Consider the following 21,473-nt stretch of genomic DNA (forward strand, 5'->3'; position numbering starts at 1 on the left):
CACTACGCCCGCAAAGAAATTGTTCGAACCCTCCTATCGGGTTCTCATCCCTCCCAACAAAAAAAGACATCCTTGGGAGATGTCTTTTTTTGTGGAGCCGGAGGGATTCGAACCCTCGTCCAAACATAGTATGATTTACGCTTTCTACATGCTTAGCTTCTCTTTAATTGTCGGGAGGTGGAAGGTGAGTCGCTTACCTATGCCAGTCTCCGTAGATGCTGTTTCTCGCAGCTGCTTAGCATCGTCACAACTGCCAGTTCTATCGTTCGATGCCCCGTGTGCTAAACCAAAGAACAGGATTTAGCGGGACAAATAGCTATGCTAAGTCTAACTTAGGCAGCTAAGGCGTAGTTTTCTTCGCCAATTATAAAGTTGAAAGTTCAGATTATAGTGCTAGACTCACAATGCACTGCATGCTTACATAACCATCGCTATCCTGTCAATTCCGGTCGACCCCAGTTATGCATAAGGCCATAAAGATACATAAAAAATCGCTACAGTGTATATTCTAAACAGCGATTTGTTCCCCTATCCGTAAATATTACCTTTTAAAAATCTGGCTAACAAGGCAGCATTTGCAAACCCTTGTTAGCCAGATTTAATAATTTGTTAGTGGGCGTGCTCGCCCTCCGAATGTATTTCAAATTTTAATTCCAAAATATCAGTTCCTGGAAAGACTGTCTTATAGTCTGTCCGATTCCAATCTACACGTTCCACCTTTGCTTTAACACCCGCTTCCAGCTTCCGCAATACAAATGCTACCTTTTTAGTGGCTCCCTCATTCCGATGCCCGGCGGTAAAGTAAGATACAATGCCAGTCATCTCATACTTACCATTCACAGCAGTCCCGTCAACATATTTAGATTCGCGTGGCTGAAATATAGCGCCCGTTTCGTCCTGTGTATCCGTATTTAAAACAAAGTCTCCACCAATGAGGAACGCTTTGTAAAGATCGGCGGTTGCTTTGTTAGCGATAAATTGGTTTTGGACTTCAACGCCGTTGTAATCCCAAGCTTTTAACTCCAGCTTATAAACCGCTTCAGAGGGTAAATGAAGGTGTCCGTTTTGAGTTGCCTTACCAGTCTCATCAAAAGTGATCACAATCTTTTCACCTTCCGTACCGCCATCAAGTCCATGAAAATGATCGCCATGCGCACTCACCGACTCACCGCTAGCAGATGTTAGCGTAATTTCGGAGCGCTCAATTCCTTCTTTGATCGGCTCCACCTCATTGTCATTCTTACACGACGTCATTGACCCTACCGAGAATACAAAACCTAATCCGGCCAAAGCCAATCTACTCAATTGTTTAAACTTCATTTTAATTTACCTTAGTTTATATATTTATGTTGATTCCACGTTACAGTCATTGATCAGCGTGCCCCTTTACAAAGTACAAACAAACGCAACAACATTGCAAACATATGTAAAGTAAATTTTAAATGCAATTATATTGCATTTATTTTTGAAAAGGTCAGTTATTTCATCGACTTAGGTGTCTAGCGAAGTACGAAGAGGAAACTACCATTAAAACAGTAAGAAATACCATGTCGAAAATTTACTAGAGCCTATCCGCAGGGCGACGTTGACATATTAGCTGTGCTATGGATTTTCCTGACAACTCAAATATGTAAGCCTTAGGCATACTTTCCATGGGGAGATAAAATATAAAACTATACATACAATCTATTTTATTCAGGGCGGAAAGCAGCCATTTCACCCCGGATTATAGCCGCTTCACAGGTATTTTATAGCGAACCCACGCTTCATCACCTATTTTTGCTGGAAATGTTTACCGATTTAAAAAGATATGAACTATTTATCACACAACGCCGTTCGGATGCTATGCGTCTCGAGGATAAAAATAGTAAAGATTAATACAGCAAGAAGAACATCATACGTAAAAGCATAATACCTATGGATTACGACCATCTACTTTCCGAAATTGAAGGCTTTATAGGTCAATCTTTCGATCAACAACGCGGATACGCCTATCCTTTTCATAACATTTCTCATATATATGATGTTGTAAAGGCGGCAGATGAAATTGCGGATTTTTATAAATTAGCAAAGGAATATCGTTTCATCTTAAAAAGTGCCGCATTTTTCCACGATGTCGGATACATCCAAGACGGGCCGAAAGATCACGAAGTTAAAAGTGCGATGATCGCGAACCGCTTTTTTGAGCCTTTTTCGCTTCCCGCTCATACGCTAAATAGTATCGAAAATTGCATTATGGCTACCCGCAACAAACAGCATCCAACTACGTTTTTGGAAGCTATTATGTGTGATGCAGATCTACTACATTTCGGGAAAGAAAAGTTTGAGGAACTAAACCTTAACATGTATGCAGAAATTACAAAACTGCGCAAATTCAAACTGGATGAAGGTGTTTGGGCCGCTATTTCCCTAAACTTTTTAGAGCAGCATCGATTTCACACAGACTATGTACGGTCAACTTATGACTTTGGGAAGCAGAAGAACATAAAAGCTTTGAAAAACAAGCTAGCATACTTCCAATTGTAATTTGCACTTCCAGGATTGCAAATTACAAAACTTTGGTTGGTTAACGCTGGCTTACTGTATTGAAGTAAGCCAGTGCTAATTTCTCTTCTCTAAGCCGACACAGCGCCACCCACGATAGACATAATTTGATCGAGGTCGAATGGCTTAGCAATGAAAATATCAGCGCCTGCATCCATGGCGACTTGTTCCCCATCCCGGCTAGCGGACATACATGCTACGTATACATTTTGAAGCGTAGGATCGCTTTTTATCTTTTTGATAAGTAAGTCGCCGGAAACAACTGGCATCCACAGATCCACTAACACGACCTGCGGTTGTATGCGCTTTATACTATCATAAGCATACAAGCTATTATTTTCCACAACAACACTATAATCTGCTAACTCAAAAACCATTTCTAACATCTCTGTTATTCCCCGATCATCATCACAGATAAAAATCTTATTAATCGCCATCAATTCTCTATTTTTCGGTATGTGGTAGAATAAAACTAAATGTAGCGCCTTCACCAGCATCGCTGTCTACCCAAATGGTGCCGCCATGTTGTGAGATGATTTGCTCGCTAATGTATAGGCCTACGCCTAAACCCGCAAATTTCTTTTGGATGCTATCAACCCTGTAAAATCTATCAAAAACTTTTTTCTGATCTTCTATGCTTATGCCAAATCCATAATCTTTCACTGAAAATTTTATATGGCCTTTTAACGAGGAAATATAAACTTCCACTCGATCTTTGTCAGGCGAGTATTTAATAGCATTTGAGATCAAATTGCCTACGACCTGGCTGATATGTGTTTCGTCCCCATCATAGTGCGCATTCGTTTCGCCGCGCAGCACTACCTTATGCGAGTCGCTATTCAATTGAATATTTTCGATAGTATCGCGTACCATTTTGTCAAAATCAAACCTATCATGGTGGATGTCCAATTTCCCAGATTGTATTTTTGATACGTCCAACAATTCGGCTATTAGTTTCTGCAAGCGTTCGATCTGATTGTCTGATTTTTCTATAATATCAGTAAGCTTCGCGTTGTCCTCCGTCATGAACCGTTTAATAAGCTGCATATAGCCTTTTACCGCAGTCAAAGGCGTCTTAAGTTCGTGACTGGCGATAGAAAGGAAATCATCTTTCCTCTTCTCAATAGCACGGCGATCAGTTACATCCTCGATTGCTAATAAAATGCGATCTTTAAAGATCCCTTGCAACTCAACGCGGTGAGCGTTTAAAAGCATAATTTTATGGCCGATATGGGGAAATTTATGTTCCACTTCGAAACCAAGAACAGGATTATTCGAAGGCAGAACTTCTTCCAAAAGATTTTTTAATTTCGCTATATCCCACTGTCTATTCCCTAGATCGTATAAGCCTAATCCGATGGTTTCTGAACGCGTAACTTTAAATGTCCTTAAAAAAGCTTCATTTACGGTAAGTACGTTGAGATCCGGGTCCAATACCACTAAACTTTCGCGAATGGTTTCGACAATACTATTCAGGTACTCCTCATTCAACCGTAGATTTTCTGTACGCTCCGCGATTTTTCTCTCAATGGACTCCTTCTCGATAATGAGCTCCTCCTCGACTTTCTTTCTTGCCGTAATATTATTTTGAACACCTATAAAATGGGTTACCTCGCCTTTTTCATTCTTGATAGGAGAAATATATAATTCGTTCCAAAAAAGATCATTGTTTTTGGTATAGTTTCGAATCTCAATTTTGATGTCTTCACCGTCTATTAATGCTTGTCTAATTTGATCACGAGCCTTTTGCGAACGATCCCTGCCTTGAAGAAACCGACAGTTATGACCGACGATTTCGGTAGATTGATATCCCGTTATTGTCTCAAATGCTTTGTTGTGATAAATGATTGGATTGTCAGGCAGTCGGTTATCAGTTATTATGATACCAGTTGAACTAGCATCGAGGGCGGCATAAATCAACGAAGTCATTTCTGGGTCATTGAAATACGCACTATTCTTTAAAGGATTATCTATCATTATAAACTATCGTAAAAAAAGCTTTTAAACTATTTAATATAAAACGGCTTGTCTAATAACCCTCCGACATGGTAAATAGTTTATGCAAAAAAAATATTTTGACCGCATGTTTAATTCAAATTAATTTGACTTTAAAAACAACCGATTTTTTAAAAGTATATAAAAGTTTTTGGAATGCTATAACGGTTTACAATTTTCCGTAAATTAATTCGATAAGACAACACGATCCAGCACGGACAAAATTTGGTTGATATCAAAGGGCTTCGACAAAAACTGATTTGCCCCTGCTTCCATTGCAATTTGTTCACCATTTAAACTTGCTGAGATACAAAGTATATACAAATCCTTAAAATGCGAGTCAGACCGTAATTTGCGAATGATCGCATCGCCAGGAAAATTCGGCATCCATAAATCTATAATCAATAGTTTAGGAACTTCTACTTCCAATTGTTTAAGCAGCTTACTACTGTCATCTTGCGTTTTGACCGGTACACCCGAACTTTGCACAATCATTTCCAACATCTCCAAAATCCCTTTGTCGTCATCGCAGACGACTACCTTGTTATTTCCCCTGTTCATGATTTTGCTATTTTAGTAATACAAATTAAAGCTCTGCCTCATTCTTCTTTTGGTTTGATTGTATATAATGGCAAAAGTTTATTTCAGATTGCTTTTTATACCCCCAAATAAATAGAACTTGAAATAGCGCTATCATTGTCATGTACGTATTAAAACGTATTTTGGATGTCAAAAAAAGGTGTCGCTTATAAAAGGCGTACATTACCGAGTATTAGCAGGTATTTAGTGCGGCTCATATTTATCATAGTACATAAAATGTAAGTGGGAAATCGCTCAGTTGTGAAAAGATGCTTACTCGTCGGCAGCGGTAGACCGTGCGCCTTTTAAAGAAGCATCATTGCCGATTAGGATTTCCAAAGCGATATTAAAGAAAGCTTTCAACCACCATGGAGCAAACCATGTCAATGGAGCGTTTTATAAAAAATCTATATATAGCTATTAAATATTTCTTTCATCTTTCGCAGCTGATGGAGGCACTACCGCCACTTCGCGTTCTGTTTCCTTAAGTTCAACATGAACAGCAAATTCAGATGGCTCAATGGGCACGCCTCGATAAGCTGCGTACTCCCGTGTGTAGGTTGCACCAAGATAAAGTATGGCAGCCGTATAATAAACCCATAGCAAGATCAACACAATAGAGCTCGCGGCGCCATACGTAGACTCGGTACTTGAGCTTTCTATGTATAGACCGATAGCGAATCGACCAATGACAAACAACAACGCGGTAAAAAGTGCGCCTGATCTAACGGTGCGCCATTGGATGTTAACATCCGGCAAAACCTTAAAAATAACGCCGAAAAGAATAAAAATAACGCCGAATGAAATGAAAAAATTAATGGAGCTGAACAAAAAGACAGTGATATCGGGAAAGAATCTTTGCAGTCGATCGGTGAACGCTAATATTACACCGTTAATCATCAAGGTAACTACCAATAAGAATCCTAAACCTATCACAAGCGATGAAGATAAAAGCCTATCTTTCACTAGCTTTAACCATCCTTTCTTTACTTTTGGGCGCACCTGCCAAATTTTGTTAATCGAATTCTGTATATCACCAAAAACGGTGGTCGCCCCTAGCAATAGCGTTACAGCACTAATAACCAATGCCATACTGGATTTTCCAGACAGCGAAAGGTTAGCGATAACCTCCTGCACCTGTTTGGCAGCATTTGCACCAACAAAACCTTTCAACTCTTCATAGACTTTACCTTGTGTGGCATCTTGCCCTAAAAATACGCCGGCAAGAGAAATAATTAAAACCAACATCGGCCCGAGTGAAAAGACGGTGTAGTAGGCTAACGAAGCACTATATTTAAGACTATCTTCACCCATAAATCCGGTTACGGCATTTTTTAAAATGGTAAAATGGGCTTTTATTCTTTGAAATTTTTGCTCTGCCATACGCTGTAGTTACTTTTGTTTCATTAATAACCCAGATTGGAAAGGAAAAGTTTGGAAAAAATCCTTCTATTACGATAAACAATGTACTTTTGCGCATCAACAAAGCACTGGAGATGTATAATTTTAAGAACGACTATGCCGAAGGCGCACACCCAAAAATTTTGGAACGTCTAGCCGCCAGCAATTTCGACCAAGAATTAGGTTATGGTGATGACCGGTATACCTTAGCAGCAAAGCAAGTACTGTATGAGCGTCTCCAAAATCCAAAAGCTGTGTTGTATTTTGTATCTGGGGGTACGCAGGCAAACTTATTAGTAATATCTCATCTATTACGTCCGCACGAGGCGGTAATAAGCTGTAAAACCGGCCATATCTATGCTAACGAAACAGGTGCTATCGAGGCCACAGGCCACCGCGTCATCACGGTGGATGGGGTGGATGGCAAAGTTACACCTACCTTGGTTAAGGAAGTGATCGATGCCCACCAATTACGACCGCACGTTGTCAAACCCCGAATGCTCTACATATCAAATTCGACTGAGCTCGGAACGATCTACACAAAAAGTGAGCTAATCTCCCTATCTATAATTTGCAAAAAACACGGACTCCTTCTGTTTATGGATGGAGCACGCTTAGGGCATGCGCTAATGTCCAGCAGCAATGATCTTTCCTTAGCAGATATCGCTGCACATGTAGATATTTTCTATATCGGTGGCACGAAGAATGGTGCATTGCTAGGCGAAGCGATAGTATTTAAATCCAAGGAATTAGCTGCAGACTTTGACTATACCCTAAAGCAAAAGGGCGCCTTACTTGCAAAAGGTAGGATATTGGGGATACAATTTTTAACACTTTTAGAGGAAGATCTCTATTTCGAACTGGCCGCAAAAGCCAATACGTTGGCCACGCAGATTGCGCAAACCATCGCAGCCCAAGGATATCAGTTTCTCACGCCCCCAAATACGAATCAGCTTTTTCCCATTTTGCCGAAAAACATGATAAAGGATCTTTTAAACAGCTATGCATTTTATATTTGGAAAGAAATAGACGACGACTTTCAGGCTATACGAATTATTACGTCTTGGGCCAGCGACCAACAAGAAGTGGATCGCTTTTGCCATGATTTAAAAAGACTAGCTGATGCCAAGCAATAATTAGCTATGATGAATGCTGCCACATTACTCCTCGTTCACTCTTATTACCGCTGGGTGGTGTTAGTTGCGATGGTAATACAGTTATACTGGCTGCTTACGCATGCTAGAAAAGGCTCTATATTTTCCCGAAAGCATTATTACGTGTTGGTAGCCTATACCCTACTTTATGACGTCCAACTGCTTATCGGCTGGCTATTGTATATAAATAGCGCACTCGTCGATGCATTTTTGAATAATATTAGTGCCGGAGTTAAAAATAGGCAACTTCGTTTTTTCGGTTTAGAGCATGTCAGTATGATGAGCCTAGCAATCCTACTATTTAACGTAGCGACATTGCGTGCTCGAAAAAAAATAGGTAAAGTAGGGATATTTAAAAGCCTTATAAAATGGTATTTGTGCATTTATCTACTCATTTTAAGCTCTATTCCGTGGTCGTTCTCTCCATTGACTAGCCGTCCGAACTTCCGCTGATAAAGACCACATCTTTGCATATTCTCCTACGAGAATGTCCTTAAATTTTTACAAAAAAACTAAACATATCGCTACCGGTTTTCTGTACTTTAGCGCATCAAATTTCTAACACCAAAATGCGAAAACTCTTCACAATCCTACTAGCTGGCCTATCTTTCATGGCGTCGGCGCAAGGGCAAAAAAAAGACAAGCAAAAGGCAAATTACAGCCTAGCGGCAAAATTCTCTCCAACAAAATTGCAAAACCTTATTTTTTCTACTGATGTAAAACCAAATTGGATAAATCATAGTGATAGGTTTTGGTACGAATACCGTACTCCGTCAGGAAAAATGTGGTACGTTGTAAACCCACAAACTAAATCCAAACAGCTTCTTTTCGATAACGCTGATCTTGCCGCTCAGGTGACGAAAATTGTTAAAAACCCTTTCGACGCACAGCATTTGAACCTTGAAAATTTGAAGTTCACAGATGATGAAAAGAAAGTTAGGTTCGAGGTAAAAAGTACGAAAGATACCATAAAGACAAAAGACGAGTTAGCGAAGTTGAAAAACAAGGCGGATAGCTTGAAGAAAAAAGTATTTTTTCTTGAGTACGATTTATCTACAAAACAGGTTACCGAACTTGATGAACGTCAAAAAGAAAAACAAAGACCAGTTTGGGCAAGCTTTTCTCCGGATACCAGCCGCGTTTTTTTCGCGAAAAACTACAACCTCTACTGGATGGATCGCCAAAACTATGAAAAGGCAATAAAAGACGAGAAAGACTCCACCATTGTGGAACATCAGTTTACAACGGACGGTGTGCAGTACTATGCATGGGGAGGCGATCAATACAGCACTACCTCTGGCGGAAGTAAGGAGGATGATGAAACGAAGAAAAGACAACCCGTTCGCTTGATGTGGTCGCCAAACGGGCAGCATTTCGCACTTACGAGAAAAGACAACCGTCATTTAAATGCGCTTTGGGTAATCAATAATGTGGGGCAACAACGGCCCACTTTGGAAACATATAAATATTTGATGCCGGGCGAAACAGATTCTACAGAAGCAGAACTATACCTATTCGAAATCAACAATCTGACCGCTAGAAAGATACCCATTGGTTCTTTCAAAAATCAAACCGTTAGCATTTACAATAAAGACGGAGATAAAAGCAGCTATAAGGGAAAGCACTACATCAGCTATTGGTTGGGTGATGATCAGGAGTTTTACATCAATCGCTCAAGCCGGGATTTGAAGCGCATTGATATTGTGGCCGTAAACATCAACGGGCAGACGCGTACGGTAGTGGAAGAGCGCTCGAATGTTTACCAAGATATCAAAAAACCTTATTTCATAAAAGATGGTAGTCAATTTATCCACTGGTCGCAACGAGATGGATGGGGCCATTTCTACTTGTATAATAAGGACGGCAAATTGGTACGTCAGCTTACAAAAGGTGAGTATAACGCAAATGATGTGACAGGTTTTGATACCGCAACACAACTGTTTACTTTCACAGCAAATGGGAAGGAAAAAGACGAAGACCCCTATTACCTTCACCATTACCATGTCTCTCTTAAGGGTGGTGAGCCAAGACTGCTGAATAAGGGCAATTTTGACAACCAGATAGAGGTGAGTGAGAGCGGCAAATACTTTGTCAATAATTCCTCACGCGTCAATTCGGTACCGGAGTCGAATCTATATAATTCATCGGGTGGGCTGGTGATGAAGCTCGAAAAGGCAGACCTCAGCCAATTGTTTGCAGCCGGTTATAAGTTTCCTGAGCCCTTTAAAGTAAAAGCCGGTGATGGAATTACAGATTTATATGGGGTGATGTACAAACCATTTGATTTTGACTCCACACGTGTCTATCCTATTGTCGAGTACGTTTATCCAGGTCCACAAACGGAAGCAGTAAACAAATCATTTGGTCGTAGTATGGATCGGATTGACCGTTTAGCACAGATGGGCTTTATCGTTATCACGGTAGGTAATCGGGGCGGCCATCCAGACAGATCGCAATGGTACCATACGTATGGCTATGGCAATTTACGCGACTACGGTTTGGAAGATAAGAAGGTGGCCGCAGAACAACTTGCCAGTCGCTACTCCTTTATAGACATCAATAAAGTCGGCATCACGGGTCATTCGGGTGGCGGTTTTATGTCTACTGCAGCAATGCTGGTATATCCAGATTTTTTTAAGGTTGCTGTATCCGGTGCAGGAAACCATGAAAACAACATTTACAACCGCTGGTGGAGTGAGCGTCATCATGGCGTGATAGAAAAAATAAGCAGTAAAGGCGACACTACATTTAACTACCAAATTGATAAAAACACAGAACTGGCGAAGAATTTGAAAGGCAAGCTGCTTATCGCTACAGGGGATATCGATAATAACGTGCATCCGGCCAACTCTATTCGAATGGCTGAAGCACTTATCAAAGCTAATAAACGTTTTGATTTTGTTTTACTCCCTGGACAGCGCCATGCTTTCGGAAATATGACCGAATACTTTTTCTGGAAAATGGCAGATTATTTCGCAGAACACTTGTTAGGAGATTCCAACCGCGATGAGGTTGATATCACCGAAATAAATCGAGAGCGACCAATCGGCAAATAAAAAAATGTTAGCAGCTTGAAACGCTGCTAACATTTTTTTTGTAGTGCGTACAGCGTAGTGCGAAAAGTAAATACGCTTCATGGAGTCTATTGCTTTTGTCCACTATTAAACGGATTGGTTGCCTCTTTTGATAGACAATAGTATATAGTACTGAGTATGTAGAATTGAAGCGCACTACGAAAAGCAAATGCGCCTCATGGAGTCTATCGCTTCTGTCCACTATTAACCAAAATATCGCATCGAAAGCTTTGCAATATTTAGACATTTGCCACCGCACAAGCCTTCTCTGCAAAGGTTTCAAGCGACGGGCTTTTGTTACTTTTGGCCTCTAAAAGTAATGCCTTGCCGCGGCATGCGGCGGAAGGAATGTGGGTTGGGCAAACCGTATACAAACGAAACTCTCCAGCCTACAAAAGTAATGCCCAGTCCTGGCGACGGACGGAGGGGATGTGGAGTGGACAAAGCGATCAACAATTAGTCATGCTGATTTGATAACGCCAACAACGCAAATGTCCCTAACCAATGACTGCCCATATAATCATCATCAGAAATATTTTTCAACGAAAATTCAATGTGTTGATTGGCCAATGGAATTAAAGTCGCCTGTAACTCTGGTATCACCTGTGCGATGCCATAGAGACAATTGGCACGGCTGAAGTTTAAGCCATCCAAGTGCACAAGCTGCCCATCCGTACGGTCGCTGACAATAGCCGGCTGCAAAAGCTCAATATTTTCTTCAAACAGCACCGGCATAAAGTTGAGCAGCCATGTTTTATATTCATCAGTCGCTAAGATTTTACTCATGAGGTAAGCCTCCTCCAAACAGGGCGATAAAAAATCAGATCCACTGGGCTCGTAAGCCAAATCGCAATTTTTGTCAGTTGTGTATAAGCGCGCGCTATTTATTTTAATCGCATTCAACAAGGCTGTATCACCTACCGTTTCAGCATATTCGTACATCAAGGTTAAACTAAAAGCCGTATTGTCGTGCTTTCCACTGCGGATGGGGTAAACAAGCTTTGTGAGATATACTTGCGTACGTTCAGATAATAAATCGACTAGCGGTTGTAGTACCGTTGCCCATTCCCGGGCATCAGGATCGTTCCAGGTTTTTAATTCCTGCTGTAGCTTTAACAACCAAGCCCAACCATAGGTGCGTTCAAAGTTGAGATTGTTTTTGTCGTTGAAAAAAGCCATTTCTACCGCCACGTTCGCTTTAGTAATATGTTGTTTCAACAATCTCCGCACTGCGCCATCGTTATCAAGATCAGGGTATGTTTTCAGTAAGCGTATGATCGACCAATAGCCATGGACAGAAGAATGCCAGTCAAAACAGCCATAAAATATCGGTCGAGATGCCTTCGGTTCTTTCAGATCAGCTGCGCTGCCGAGCACCTCCCCCATTTTATTAGGATATTCTACTGTTAAGCAGTGCGTAGGCAGGACAAATATAATCGCAGCCTTTTCCTTGCTCAATGTTATTCTTTCCGGAGATTGGGCAGCAGATTGCCGACTCTTTTTTGGCTGTTCACAAGAAACTGCAGAAATTAAAACCATTAAAAGCCAGATGGATGAGAATAATCGTCTACGAAACATACGATACCTGATTAAGTTATTAAATAAATTGGTCTAAAGTTAAAAATAAGTCCGAGTTAAATGCTAAAACTTAGCCAAAAAGTTGCGTAAAGATGGAAGATCTATCAAAGGCCCTGTTCATAAAAATTTAATTATCCGTATTGACCAATAAAACTTACCTTTGCCGTCTCAGCAAATAATAATGAACAAAGCACTAATCGCCTTAGCCATCGGTGGATTAGCCATCGGTATGACAGAATTTACCATGATGGGTATCCTTCCTGACATTGCAAAAGATTTAAATATAGATATTCCAACTGCAAGTAATTTAATCGCCTTGTATGCCCTTGGCGTGGTTGTCGGAGCGCCCACATTGGTTGCTTTCACCGCCAAATATTCACCGCAGCGCGTATTGCTATTTTTAATGTTGCTCTTTTTTATCTTCAACGGCATCTTTGCGTTTGCGCCGAATAAGTTTTTATTATTGACTTCTCGCTTTATAGCAGGATTGCCGCATGGCGCGTTTTTTGGAGTAGGCTCAGTGGTGGCCGCCAAACTCGCCAAACCAGGTAAAGAGGCCCAAGCTATATCCATGATGTTTACAGGTATGACAATTGCCAACTTAGCAGGCGTGCCATTGGGCACCTATGTTGGTCATCATTATAACTGGCGAATAACGTATGCAGTGATCAGTCTGTTAGGGCTAGTAACTTTTCTGGCGATTTATTTCTGGATGCCGAAGATGGAAGCAGACCGATCAAATAAAATTATGAAACAGATCGGTTACTTCGCCCGCTGGGACGCCTGGTTGATGGTTGCCGTAATTGCTATCGGTACCGGTGGTTTGTTTGCTTGGATTTCGTACATAGCACCACTCGTCACCTATGTTTCCGACCTTGATGCAGACCGCGTGCCAATCATTATGGTTCTTATCGGTTTAGGAATGTTTTTTGGCAATATTATCGGCGGAAAACTTTCCGACACCATATCGCCATCCAAAGCCGCTATCTTGAGTTTTTCGGCTATGTCGGTATGTCTGTTGGTGGTATTTTTTACTGCTCATATCAGCGCTTTGGCTTACCCTATGGCATTCATCACTGGTATGATTTCTTTTTCCATTGGGTCCCCATTACAAATGATGCTGATCAATAACGCAAAAGGTGCAGAAACCTTCGCGGCAGCAGCCGGGCAGGCAAGCTTTAACATTGGAAATACACTGGGTGCTTATCTGGGTGCTATTCCTATCAGCTTAAACTATGCATACAATTATCCTTCGTTAATAGGTGTATTTATGGCAGCCATGGGCGCGATTTTAGCCTATACTTTTCTTGTAAAGGTGGTGCGCCCAAAAATGAATCTTTAACGATTAAACATTTGCTTTGCTTGTTCAAGTTTTATGCTGTTTCTTTTTATCCCAAGCGATGACTAAACGTGACATCAGCGAATAACGGGCGACACCTTCAGGCTGGTTGTTATGCTTTAGATAGCCAGCATAAAAGAAACTCATAAAGCGGTCCAGCGGTCCGCTGTATGTTTTCCAAAATCTACGTTCATCGGCGTAATCTTGCTTTACCGCATCCGATAATTTGTCGACATAAAATTGATAGCGTTGTTCATCTTGATAATACAGCGGACGGATAAGGTATTGCACCGTCTCGTAGTAGGCGGCGTATCGATAGTAGGTGTTTGGGTGATTATGTAAGGCCACAAAAGCGATAAAATTACACTCATCTTCAAACCCCACTCCCATTTGATGCGCTAGTTCATGGACGACCGTAAAGGGATAACTGGTTGTTGGCGAAATATTATTGACCTGTACCTCCTGTGTAAATGGATTTAGATAACCCGTTACAGAAAAATAAGATGCTAAGCTGCTGGATATAGGTTGCTTTGCGCGAATTTGCGTGCGTGAGAGCATCGGAAACATGGTCGTGTCTTCTTTCATCAAAGCTTCCAGCTCTTGCTTGGCCTCTTTCCGCAGCAGGTCGGTATTCGGTAAGCCGGCGCGTAGTGCATTGGCCGTCGTAATGTAGCGATCCAATACTTCAAAATAATCCGCGCTGTCGATTTCAGCTACGTCCAAATCTAGTTGCTCTTGAAGCGGCACCCGATAGTAATTTAACCCCCAACTTATGTAAAAATAGAGGTAGGATGATAACAACACGATAGCAAGCTGTAAAAATTGCCGAAGGGCGAGTTTGCCTTGTTTTCTGAACAGCGTAACTATACAACGAATAATCAGAAGTAAGATAAACGAAACAAAGCCGGCGTAAAAGACGTCGCCAAAGCTGAAAGGTAACCATCCGAACAGCCATTTGTGCAAGTGAGAAAAGATCGGATAGAATGCTCGACTGTAATAGCTTTCCACCAATTCAGGAAACTGCTGTATACCTGTTATTATGAACAGCGCAATTAACAGCAGTCCCAGGGTAACAAGATAGTGGCGCAAACCGCCCTGCTCTGTAATATTACGACTGTGTTTCGTTTTCAAAATATAACTTATAATAGTGAAGACCGCGCTCTTCGTCAAAGCCCGTCTCTAAATAATCACGCTTACCATGAATATAAATGTGGAAATTCTTATCAAGCTTAACTACTGATTTGTAAGAGGAAGCCATTTTCTTAACTGCGGGCGTGGCGATCTCAAAACTAGATTGGAAAGAAGTGTCGAACTCTTCTTCGAAGTTTTGCTGATAGCTTTTAAACAGGGCTGCGGCATCCGGATTTGCAATGACTTCTTCTTCGAATTCACTTTGATCAAACGTTTCTTTCGTCTTAAAGTAGTTCATAGAGCGATTAAGCAAGTCAATTTTATCGGCGCTTTCAAGCTCAAAAGTTTCATCTAGTTTCTCGTTGACAAACTTCTTATACACCTTCATAATATTCCCGGTCTGCTGATAATTATCATTACGGGTACGTACTTTTAAAAAATCATCTTTCCAATAAACAGCTTCCGATTGATTTGTTTGGTCCACAACCAAAACTTTATAGCCTTCTTCTTCTTCTACCTTAACTATAACAACGCCCTTATCCAGTTTGTTGATGTTAATCGCTTCCTGCTCATAATCCAAATCAAATCCTTCTGCATTGGGATATACTTTAAGGTACGCTTCTTTGTTCTCGGATTTAAAAATACCGATGGCATCGTGGTCTTCACCTTCCATTTGTACATTCTTAAGGGCTACAATATAGAGCTCACCTCCTTTTATCTTCGGATGCTCGGAAACTTCGTACAAATGTTTGGCGAGCTGTTGCGACATGTCATGAAAAGCGATTTTTTCATCAAAATATTGTTTGGTGAAGTAGTATACTTCGTTTAACTGTAGGTCGTCGTTCGGATGATAAAAACGATATACCTCATTGGCCTTGCCAAAAGGCTTCATAAAATATTGCATCAGCAGATCCGGCAATATCTCATCTTGACTTAAGTCAATCGGATTATCTGATAAAAAATAAAATTCGTCTTGGGCTTTGTTACCTACCCGATGTATCGATAACTTGTCGAATGTAGCGTCTTGATGGAAAAACATGGGGAAAATTAAAAAGTAAAAATTAAAAAGTAAAAAAGGGATAAGTGAAAAGTCAAAAGGGATAAGTAAAAAGTCAAAATTAAAAAGTTAAAAATTTGAAAGTTAGAAGTCAGAAATTAAAAACGAAAATTTAAAAGTAAAACGTCCCGTATAATATCATAAGCAACTTTATCACAAATCGAATACCTGTATTGCGGTTTTATACGTATTAACATGGGCATTGACAATATCTTTGATCTGCACGGAATAGCCGCCGCCCATGCTTACCTGTACGGGTATATTTCGGCTGCGGCAGATTTGAAATACGCGTTCGTCACGCTGTCTACATCCCTCTTCGCTAAGCTTAAGCTTTCCCAGTTTATCGGTAGCGAGTACGTCCACGCCTGCTTGATAAAAGACAAAGTCGGGACGAGCACGATCGAAAACCAGTGCTAAGTGTCGATCTAACAGTTGAAGATATTCGTCATCCTGTATGCCATCATCCAAAGGCACATCTAAATCCGACGTTTCTTTGATGAACGGGAAATTCTTTTCTCCATGCATACTAAATGTAAACACCTGTTGCTGCTTTTCGAAAATATGAGCGGTCCCGTTTCCTTGGTGTACGTCTAAGTCGATAATAAGGATACGTTGCGCCAGCTTCCTGTCAATAAGGTAGGCCGCAGCGACGGCTTGATCGTTAAGCAGACAAAATCCTTCTCCAAAATGACGACCTGCGTGATGCGTCCCCCCCGCTGTATTGAAAGCAACGCCATATTCCAATGCAAAAATACTAGTCTGTATGGTGCCCTCCGTAATGCAAAGTTCCCGTTCAACTAACTCTTTCGACAACGGGAAACCTATTCTACGAACCATCCGAGCATCTAATGTCAAGTCCAGCAAGCTCTGCACATAGTCCTTGTCATGCACTAACAGGATATCTGCGATCTTCGCTAACTCTGGTTCAAAGAAATTAGCGCTACTGACTAATCCTTCGTGCAGCAATTGTGCCGGTATAAGCTCATATTTTAACATGGGGAAGCGATGCCCTTCCCGTAGCGAATGTATATATGTAGCGTCATGCGCGATTCGTAACACAGTATTTCTTATTTACCGCGAATTTACTAAAAGATTTAAGGCTAGAAAATTCCTTGAACAAATGATCGCTTCTCCTGTGCCTTTGTATTTTGAAACCTGTATATTTTTTTTATCTTCGAAAATCAGTGACCAGATAAATTACTTATACATGGACGAATCAACCAGCTTACCTTTATTGCGTGCAGAAGAGTTACGTGTTTTAGGATGTCTTTTGGAAAAGTCTAAAACGACACCGGAATATTATCCGATGACAATCAATAGCCTACAAGCTGCTTGCAATCAAAAAACATCACGTAAGCCTGTCGTTTCTTACGACGAACATACGCTTGTAGAAACGTTAGATCAGTTGAGGAAACGGGGCTTGATCTCTACTGTCGTCGGTGGAGGAAGTCGCGTTACCAAATACAAGCATAACATGGCCATCCAATATCCCCTAATTCCTCAAGACCTGGCAGTACTTTGCTTACTCATGTTGAGAGGGCCACTTACACCTGGCGAGATCAATACCAGTGCGGGGCGCTTATTCGATTTTGAAAGCATTGAAGAAGTTCAGGAGGTATTGAATCGCTTACAGGAACAGCAGCCAGCCTTTGTCAAAATGCTACCAAAGCGTGCTGGGCAAAAGGAAGTACGCTATGTGCACCTCTTGGGCGAGATCAATGAAGACGATTATGATAAACCAAATGCAAGTACCGAGCATAATAGCAGAAGCCAGGTGCAGGAACTGGAGGAACGTGTTGTCACGCTAGAAACGCAGCTGGCTGCGTTGCGTGCAGAGTTTGATCAACTGATGCAACAATTGACCTAAGTTTAGACTAGAATCGTAGCGAAATTGAAGTTGTTCTAAGTAATAAGTTGATTTTACGCATAGTTGTAAAACAACGGCATTGGGAAAATGATATTGTAGCAAAAACAGTACAATTATTTTAAATCCAATATCGTTTTCCGTGTGTTAAGCCAATATTATATAAACTTAATATGTCCGAATCGTTTTGGGCATGCAAATTGTTTGTAAGGGTGTTGAAGAAACAACGAACATCAAACAACAATGAGAAGAACTCCCCTAACTACATTTTTAGTACTAGCATTTGTTGCTTTTGTACTTATTTTTGCCACGACTTGTTCCGGCATCGGCTAAGGTATTGCTGATACAGCTAATATCTACAACGTCATTTTTTTAAAGTTCCAAAAACTGCAATTACAACATAGAAGTTGCTGTCTTTTCCTTGAAAGTCTTATATTTCCGCATCTCTGCTGAGAGCTTTCCTATGGCATACCCTACGATAGTTAGATCATCAATCCACCCTAACACGGGAATAACATCCGGAATCGCATCCAAAGGAGATAAGACATAAACCACCGTACCCACAATAACAGATAAATTCCATTTGTTCATCTTATAGCGGCCAGCTATCGTATCTCTTCCCATGGCAATGAGTAGTTTGAAGTCGCTAGCTTTTTCGTCCAGATGTGCCGCTTTTACTTCGGCCCGATCGAAATCCTTTTGAGATACCGACATATTCCTAAACTGTTCGAAGAGCTGAAATGCCCTTATCCATCGCATCTTTTTCATGGAAGCAATATACTATTTTTAAAAAAATCATCCCTTTTTTGTGCAAGAGTTTAACATTTCCCTTACAAAGGGAAGTAACATTTTGCTGTACGATTCGTGAATGTACCGCAATTGGATTGCTGTCGTAATCCATATTTGTAGCGCTAACCAACCGTTTTTCCAAAGTTGCGATCTGTACAGTTGAAATAAATGCCCTATCTTTGACAAAAAAAGGTGTATGTCAAATTCTGATAAAGCTATACGAACGACATATTTTAGCATACTCACAAACTTCCTCTTAGCCTTAATCAAATGGCTAGCAGGATTTTTCGGAAATTCCTACGCACTTATTGCAGATGCCATTGAGTCTACAGCAGATATCTTTTCTTCGTTTTTGGTATTACTCGGGCTAAAGTACTCCAAGCGACCGGCAGATCAAACGCACCCCTACGGACATGGCCGTATAGAGCCCCTTATCACGTTCATAGTCGTAATGTTTCTTGTGATTTCAGCATTTGTAATTGCCAAAGAAAGTATAGAAAATATCAACACGCCACACGATTTACCTGAACCTTGGACCTTGATTGTGCTTGCGGGGATTATCGTCTGGAAGGAATTATCGTTTAGGATTGTTATGAGGCGGAGCAAGGCGCTCAATAGCACCTCACTCAGAGCAGATGCCTGGCATCATCGTTCCGATGCCATCACCTCTGTTGCTGCTTTTATCGGTATATCGATTGCTTTATTCGCGGGAGAAGGTTATGAAAGCGCCGATGATTGGGCAGCACTTCTAGCATCCGGATTTATCCTTTACAACTGCTACGGCATCTTCCGACCAGCTCTTGCGGAGATTATGGATGAAAACAGGTATGAAGAACTGGAAGAGGATGTGCGGAAACAATCTTTGAAAGTGAACGGTGTCTTATTGATTGAAAAGTGTTACATCCGGAAAATAGGGATGCTTTTCCAAATCGATCTGCACGCCGTTGTAGATCCCGAGATCTCCGTGAAAGAAGGACATGCAATCGCGCACCGACTAAAAGATTATCTGATTGCGAACATCCCGAATATCGGCAATGTATTTATACATATCGAGCCATTTGATGAAAACTCGGACTGCGTTCATAGCCAATAGATGCTATGACAGCCACATAATAAACCGTTAATAATAAAAAGAACACCGGGGTAACATCTGTTTGGCTCAAAGCCGCACATCCATCACCCCGGTGCACTGAGATTCAAAATTAAACCTGATGATCGTCAAATTCCAACTTTAGAATTTTAACTTTTCAATTTTGACTTTTCACTTATCCCTTTTCACTCATAACTTTTTTACTTTTCAATTTTTACTTTTTACTTTTTACTTTTTACTTTTTAATTCTCTTTAATCAACGAACGATCCAAATGCACGTAACCACCATCCACGTGGACGAGCTGCCCTGTGGTGTGGCTGGATTTATCAGACAATAAAAACACCGCAGTATTTGCGATTTCTTCTGCAGTCGTCATCCGGTGCTCTAAAGGAATACGGTCCGTAATCTTTTTCAAGGTATCTTCCGGGTTTTCCAATGTTTGAATCCAAGAGTCATATTGTGGGGTAGCACACTCCGCGACGATTATTGCATTGACACGAATACTGTATGGCAGAAGTTCCACTGCCCATTCGCGCGTCAATGCATTTCTACCGCCATTAGATGCAGCGTAAGCTGATGTATTTCCCTGCCCTGTTTCCGCAGTTTTCGAGCTTATATTTAATATAGTACCCTTTGCCACACGCAATGCATCAATGCAGTGATGTGCCATTAAGTAATAGTGAATCAAGTTCTTATGCAGTGAGGACACAAAGCCTTCATAACTACCAGAAATAAGACCAACACCATCGTTGTGTCCGGCATTATTTACTAGACCGTCGATGCGACCGTATACGGCTAGCGTTTGCTCAACGGCATGCTTGCAATGCGCGGGATCAGAAAGTTCGGCCTCGACGCTGAGGGCTTTCCCACCCAGCGCTTCAACTTCCGCCTTCACAACATCATTATCCGCTTGTTTCCGTCCTACGATAACCGGTACAGCACCTTCTTTAGCAAGCGCAATCACAATCGCTTTACCGATACCTTTCGCACCGCCAGTGACGATGAAAATCTTATCCTTTAAATTTAAATCCATTATTTATCAATCTATAAATTGTAAAAATTTACCGCATTGGCACCCCAAAAGGCCTGGCGTTCATCATTGGTAAAGCCTTCCAAGCTATGTTCCGCTACAGCCATAACCTCTGCATAGGTTGCCGCAACGAGACAAACGGGCCAATCGGTACCAAACATCACCCTTTCTTTGCCAAAACATGCAATAGCGTGGTGAATATAAGGTTTGAAATCATCTAGCGTCCAGTTTTCCCAGTCCGCTTCAGTGACTAAGGCAGACACCTTACAATGCACATTTGGGAAGGCCGCTAACTTTTCTATAAACGCCGCCCACTCCTCAAATTCCTTCGCTCGGATATTTGGCTTGGCCATATGATCCAAGACAAATCGCTGTGCAGGATTTGCCGCAACGCAAGCCAATGTACTTTCGTAATGTCGAGGGCGAATGAGTAGATCATAGGTGTAATCGTAGGCCGTCAAGGCCGTAATACCCCGTAAAAACGATGGACGGCTTAAAAAATCCGGATCTTCTTCGCCTTCGATTACGTGGCGGAACCCCTTCACTATTGGAAATTGCTTATAATGCGCCAACTGATCAGCGATATCATCTGCCTGCAAATCTACCCAGCCTACCACCCCCTTTATCATGGCATACATAACCGAAAGATCGATCAAAAACTGTGTTTCCTCCGGCGATTGAGATGCCTGTACGGCAACGACAGCGTCTATACCATTTTCTTTTAACTGTGGCGCTAAGTCTGTCGGCAAGAAATTGCGTTGGATGGCTGCCATCTCATCCGTTATCCAAGCATCACGCTCGGCATTGAAAATCCAGAAATGCTGGTGGGCGTCTATACGCATAAGTT

19 protein-coding genes and 1 other RNA gene are annotated in these 21,473 nt (G+C 41.3%); 7 read left to right on the forward strand and 13 right to left on the reverse strand.

The window, feature by feature from the left end:
- Positions 1-89 precede the first annotated feature (89 nt).
- Together ssrA and DI53_RS00295 are read right to left on the reverse strand one after the other, a co-directional pair.
- Positions 90-457: a transfer-messenger RNA gene (gene ssrA, locus DI53_RS19800) on the reverse strand.
- A 152-nt stretch (positions 458-609) separates the two neighbouring features.
- A complete protein-coding gene (locus tag DI53_RS00295; protein ID WP_071790441.1) occupies positions 610-1,320 on the reverse strand; it encodes a hypothetical protein in 711 nt (236 codons plus the stop codon).
- A gap of 597 nt (positions 1,321-1,917) precedes the next feature.
- Here DI53_RS00295 and DI53_RS00300 point away from each other — a divergent pair.
- On the forward strand, positions 1,918-2,526 hold the full coding sequence (locus DI53_RS00300; RefSeq protein WP_052071903.1) for an HD domain-containing protein: 609 nt from the start codon (positions 1,918-1,920) through the stop codon (positions 2,524-2,526).
- A gap of 89 nt (positions 2,527-2,615) precedes the next feature.
- Here the strand turns inward: DI53_RS00300 and DI53_RS00305 are convergent, their stop codons facing one another.
- From DI53_RS00305 to DI53_RS00320, 4 genes are all read right to left on the reverse strand, one after another.
- Positions 2,616-2,981 carry a response regulator gene (locus DI53_RS00305; protein ID WP_037494135.1) on the reverse strand — a complete coding sequence of 122 codons (366 nt, stop codon included), beginning with the start codon at positions 2,979-2,981 and terminating at the stop codon, positions 2,616-2,618.
- Positions 2,982-2,988: 7 nt separating this feature from the next.
- Positions 2,989-4,521, reverse strand: coding sequence for a PAS domain-containing sensor histidine kinase (locus DI53_RS00310; protein ID WP_052071905.1), 1,533 nt, complete (start codon positions 4,519-4,521; stop codon positions 2,989-2,991).
- A gap of 204 nt (positions 4,522-4,725) precedes the next feature.
- Positions 4,726-5,100, reverse strand: a complete 375-nt coding sequence (locus tag DI53_RS00315; RefSeq protein ID WP_037494137.1) for a response regulator — start codon at positions 5,098-5,100, stop codon at positions 4,726-4,728.
- A 438-nt stretch (positions 5,101-5,538) separates the two neighbouring features.
- Positions 5,539-6,501 carry a YihY/virulence factor BrkB family protein gene (locus DI53_RS00320; protein ID WP_037494138.1) on the reverse strand — a complete coding sequence of 321 codons (963 nt, stop codon included), beginning with the start codon at positions 6,499-6,501 and terminating at the stop codon, positions 5,539-5,541.
- 89 nt (positions 6,502-6,590) lie between these two features.
- On the opposite strand from DI53_RS00320, the gene DI53_RS00325 reads away from it, so the two are divergent.
- From DI53_RS00325 to DI53_RS00335, 3 genes are all read left to right on the forward strand, one after another.
- On the forward strand, positions 6,591-7,655 hold the full coding sequence (locus DI53_RS00325) for a threonine aldolase family protein (RefSeq protein ID WP_241462335.1): 1,065 nt from the start codon (positions 6,591-6,593) through the stop codon (positions 7,653-7,655).
- A gap of 6 nt (positions 7,656-7,661) precedes the next feature.
- Positions 7,662-8,126: a hypothetical protein gene (locus tag DI53_RS00330; RefSeq protein ID WP_037494145.1), complete on the forward strand. Its 465-nt coding sequence runs from the start codon at positions 7,662-7,664 to the stop codon at positions 8,124-8,126.
- Between the two features lie 116 nt (positions 8,127-8,242).
- Positions 8,243-10,729, forward strand: coding sequence for a S9 family peptidase (locus DI53_RS00335; RefSeq protein WP_037494147.1), 2,487 nt, complete (start codon positions 8,243-8,245; stop codon positions 10,727-10,729).
- Between the two features lie 474 nt (positions 10,730-11,203).
- Here the strand turns inward: DI53_RS00335 and DI53_RS00340 are convergent, their stop codons facing one another.
- Positions 11,204-12,325, reverse strand: coding sequence for a DUF2891 domain-containing protein (locus tag DI53_RS00340; protein ID WP_037494149.1), 1,122 nt, complete (start codon positions 12,323-12,325; stop codon positions 11,204-11,206).
- A 181-nt stretch (positions 12,326-12,506) separates the two neighbouring features.
- On the opposite strand from DI53_RS00340, the gene DI53_RS00345 reads away from it, so the two are divergent.
- Positions 12,507-13,667, forward strand: a complete 1,161-nt coding sequence (locus DI53_RS00345) for an MFS transporter (protein ID WP_037494154.1) — start codon at positions 12,507-12,509, stop codon at positions 13,665-13,667.
- Between the two features lie 24 nt (positions 13,668-13,691).
- Here DI53_RS00345 and DI53_RS00350 read toward each other — a convergent pair whose 3' ends face one another.
- From DI53_RS00350 to DI53_RS00360, 3 genes are all read right to left on the reverse strand, one after another.
- The gene (locus tag DI53_RS00350; RefSeq protein ID WP_037494156.1) at positions 13,692-14,795 is read right to left on the reverse strand and encodes a DUF3810 domain-containing protein; all 1,104 of its coding nucleotides are present in this window, start codon (positions 14,793-14,795) and stop codon (positions 13,692-13,694) included.
- On the reverse strand, positions 14,773-15,834 hold the full coding sequence (locus tag DI53_RS00355; RefSeq protein WP_037494157.1) for a nucleoid-associated protein: 1,062 nt from the start codon (positions 15,832-15,834) through the stop codon (positions 14,773-14,775). Before DI53_RS00355 ends, DI53_RS00350 begins: the two co-directional genes overlap by 23 nt.
- A gap of 171 nt (positions 15,835-16,005) precedes the next feature.
- Complete coding sequence (locus DI53_RS00360; RefSeq protein WP_037494159.1) at positions 16,006-16,911, reverse strand: histone deacetylase family protein; 906 nt, start codon at positions 16,909-16,911, stop codon at positions 16,006-16,008.
- 148 nt (positions 16,912-17,059) lie between these two features.
- Here DI53_RS00360 and DI53_RS00365 point away from each other — a divergent pair, with 148 nt between their 5' ends.
- On the forward strand, positions 17,060-17,719 hold the full coding sequence (locus DI53_RS00365; protein ID WP_037494497.1) for a YceH family protein: 660 nt from the start codon (positions 17,060-17,062) through the stop codon (positions 17,717-17,719).
- A 390-nt stretch (positions 17,720-18,109) separates the two neighbouring features.
- Here DI53_RS00365 and DI53_RS00370 read toward each other — a convergent pair whose 3' ends face one another.
- Positions 18,110-18,484: a YkvA family protein gene (locus tag DI53_RS00370; protein WP_037494161.1), complete on the reverse strand. Its 375-nt coding sequence runs from the start codon at positions 18,482-18,484 to the stop codon at positions 18,110-18,112.
- A 217-nt stretch (positions 18,485-18,701) separates the two neighbouring features.
- Between DI53_RS00370 and DI53_RS00375 the strand changes: the two genes are divergently transcribed.
- The gene (locus DI53_RS00375) at positions 18,702-19,598 is read left to right on the forward strand and encodes a cation diffusion facilitator family transporter (RefSeq protein ID WP_037494163.1); all 897 of its coding nucleotides are present in this window, start codon (positions 18,702-18,704) and stop codon (positions 19,596-19,598) included.
- Positions 19,599-19,837: 239 nt separating this feature from the next.
- Here the strand turns inward: DI53_RS00375 and DI53_RS00380 are convergent, their stop codons facing one another.
- Positions 19,838-20,629, reverse strand: a complete 792-nt coding sequence (locus tag DI53_RS00380) for an L-fucose dehydrogenase (protein WP_037494165.1) — start codon at positions 20,627-20,629, stop codon at positions 19,838-19,840.
- A gap of 11 nt (positions 20,630-20,640) precedes the next feature.
- On the reverse strand, positions 20,641-21,468 hold the full coding sequence (locus DI53_RS00385) for an amidohydrolase family protein (RefSeq protein ID WP_037494166.1): 828 nt from the start codon (positions 21,466-21,468) through the stop codon (positions 20,641-20,643).
- Positions 21,469-21,473 lie beyond the last annotated feature (5 nt).

This window comes from Sphingobacterium deserti, from assembly GCF_000757725.1.
In the GTDB taxonomy this organism is placed as follows: domain Bacteria; phylum Bacteroidota; class Bacteroidia; order Sphingobacteriales; family Sphingobacteriaceae; genus Sphingobacterium; species Sphingobacterium deserti.

Bases quoted from the DNA above. Each gene is read 5' to 3' on its own strand.
- DI53_RS00295 (WP_071790441.1), bottom strand. From the start codon at position 1,320: ATGAAGTTTAAACAATTGAGTAGATTGGCTTTGGCCGGATTAGGTTTT.
- DI53_RS00300 (WP_052071903.1), top strand. From the start codon at position 1,918: ATGGATTACGACCATCTACTTTCCGAAATTGAAGGCTTTATAGGTCAA.
- DI53_RS00305 (WP_037494135.1), bottom strand. From the start codon at position 2,981: ATGGCGATTAATAAGATTTTTATCTGTGATGATGATCGGGGAATAACA.
- DI53_RS00310 (WP_052071905.1), bottom strand. From the start codon at position 4,521: ATGATAGATAATCCTTTAAAGAATAGTGCGTATTTCAATGACCCAGAA.
- DI53_RS00315 (WP_037494137.1), bottom strand. From the start codon at position 5,100: ATGAACAGGGGAAATAACAAGGTAGTCGTCTGCGATGACGACAAAGGG.
- DI53_RS00320 (WP_037494138.1), bottom strand. From the start codon at position 6,501: ATGGCAGAGCAAAAATTTCAAAGAATAAAAGCCCATTTTACCATTTTA.
- DI53_RS00330 (WP_037494145.1), top strand. From the start codon at position 7,662: ATGATGAATGCTGCCACATTACTCCTCGTTCACTCTTATTACCGCTGG.
- DI53_RS00335 (WP_037494147.1), top strand. From the start codon at position 8,243: ATGCGAAAACTCTTCACAATCCTACTAGCTGGCCTATCTTTCATGGCG.
- DI53_RS00340 (WP_037494149.1), bottom strand. From the start codon at position 12,325: ATGTTTCGTAGACGATTATTCTCATCCATCTGGCTTTTAATGGTTTTA.
- DI53_RS00345 (WP_037494154.1), top strand. From the start codon at position 12,507: ATGAACAAAGCACTAATCGCCTTAGCCATCGGTGGATTAGCCATCGGT.
- DI53_RS00355 (WP_037494157.1), bottom strand. From the start codon at position 15,834: ATGTTTTTCCATCAAGACGCTACATTCGACAAGTTATCGATACATCGG.
- DI53_RS00365 (WP_037494497.1), top strand. From the start codon at position 17,060: ATGGACGAATCAACCAGCTTACCTTTATTGCGTGCAGAAGAGTTACGT.
- DI53_RS00370 (WP_037494161.1), bottom strand. From the start codon at position 18,484: ATGAAAAAGATGCGATGGATAAGGGCATTTCAGCTCTTCGAACAGTTT.
- DI53_RS00375 (WP_037494163.1), top strand. From the start codon at position 18,702: ATGTCAAATTCTGATAAAGCTATACGAACGACATATTTTAGCATACTC.
- DI53_RS00380 (WP_037494165.1), bottom strand. From the start codon at position 20,629: ATGGATTTAAATTTAAAGGATAAGATTTTCATCGTCACTGGCGGTGCG.
- DI53_RS00385 (WP_037494166.1), bottom strand. From the start codon at position 21,468: ATGCGTATAGACGCCCACCAGCATTTCTGGATTTTCAATGCCGAGCGT.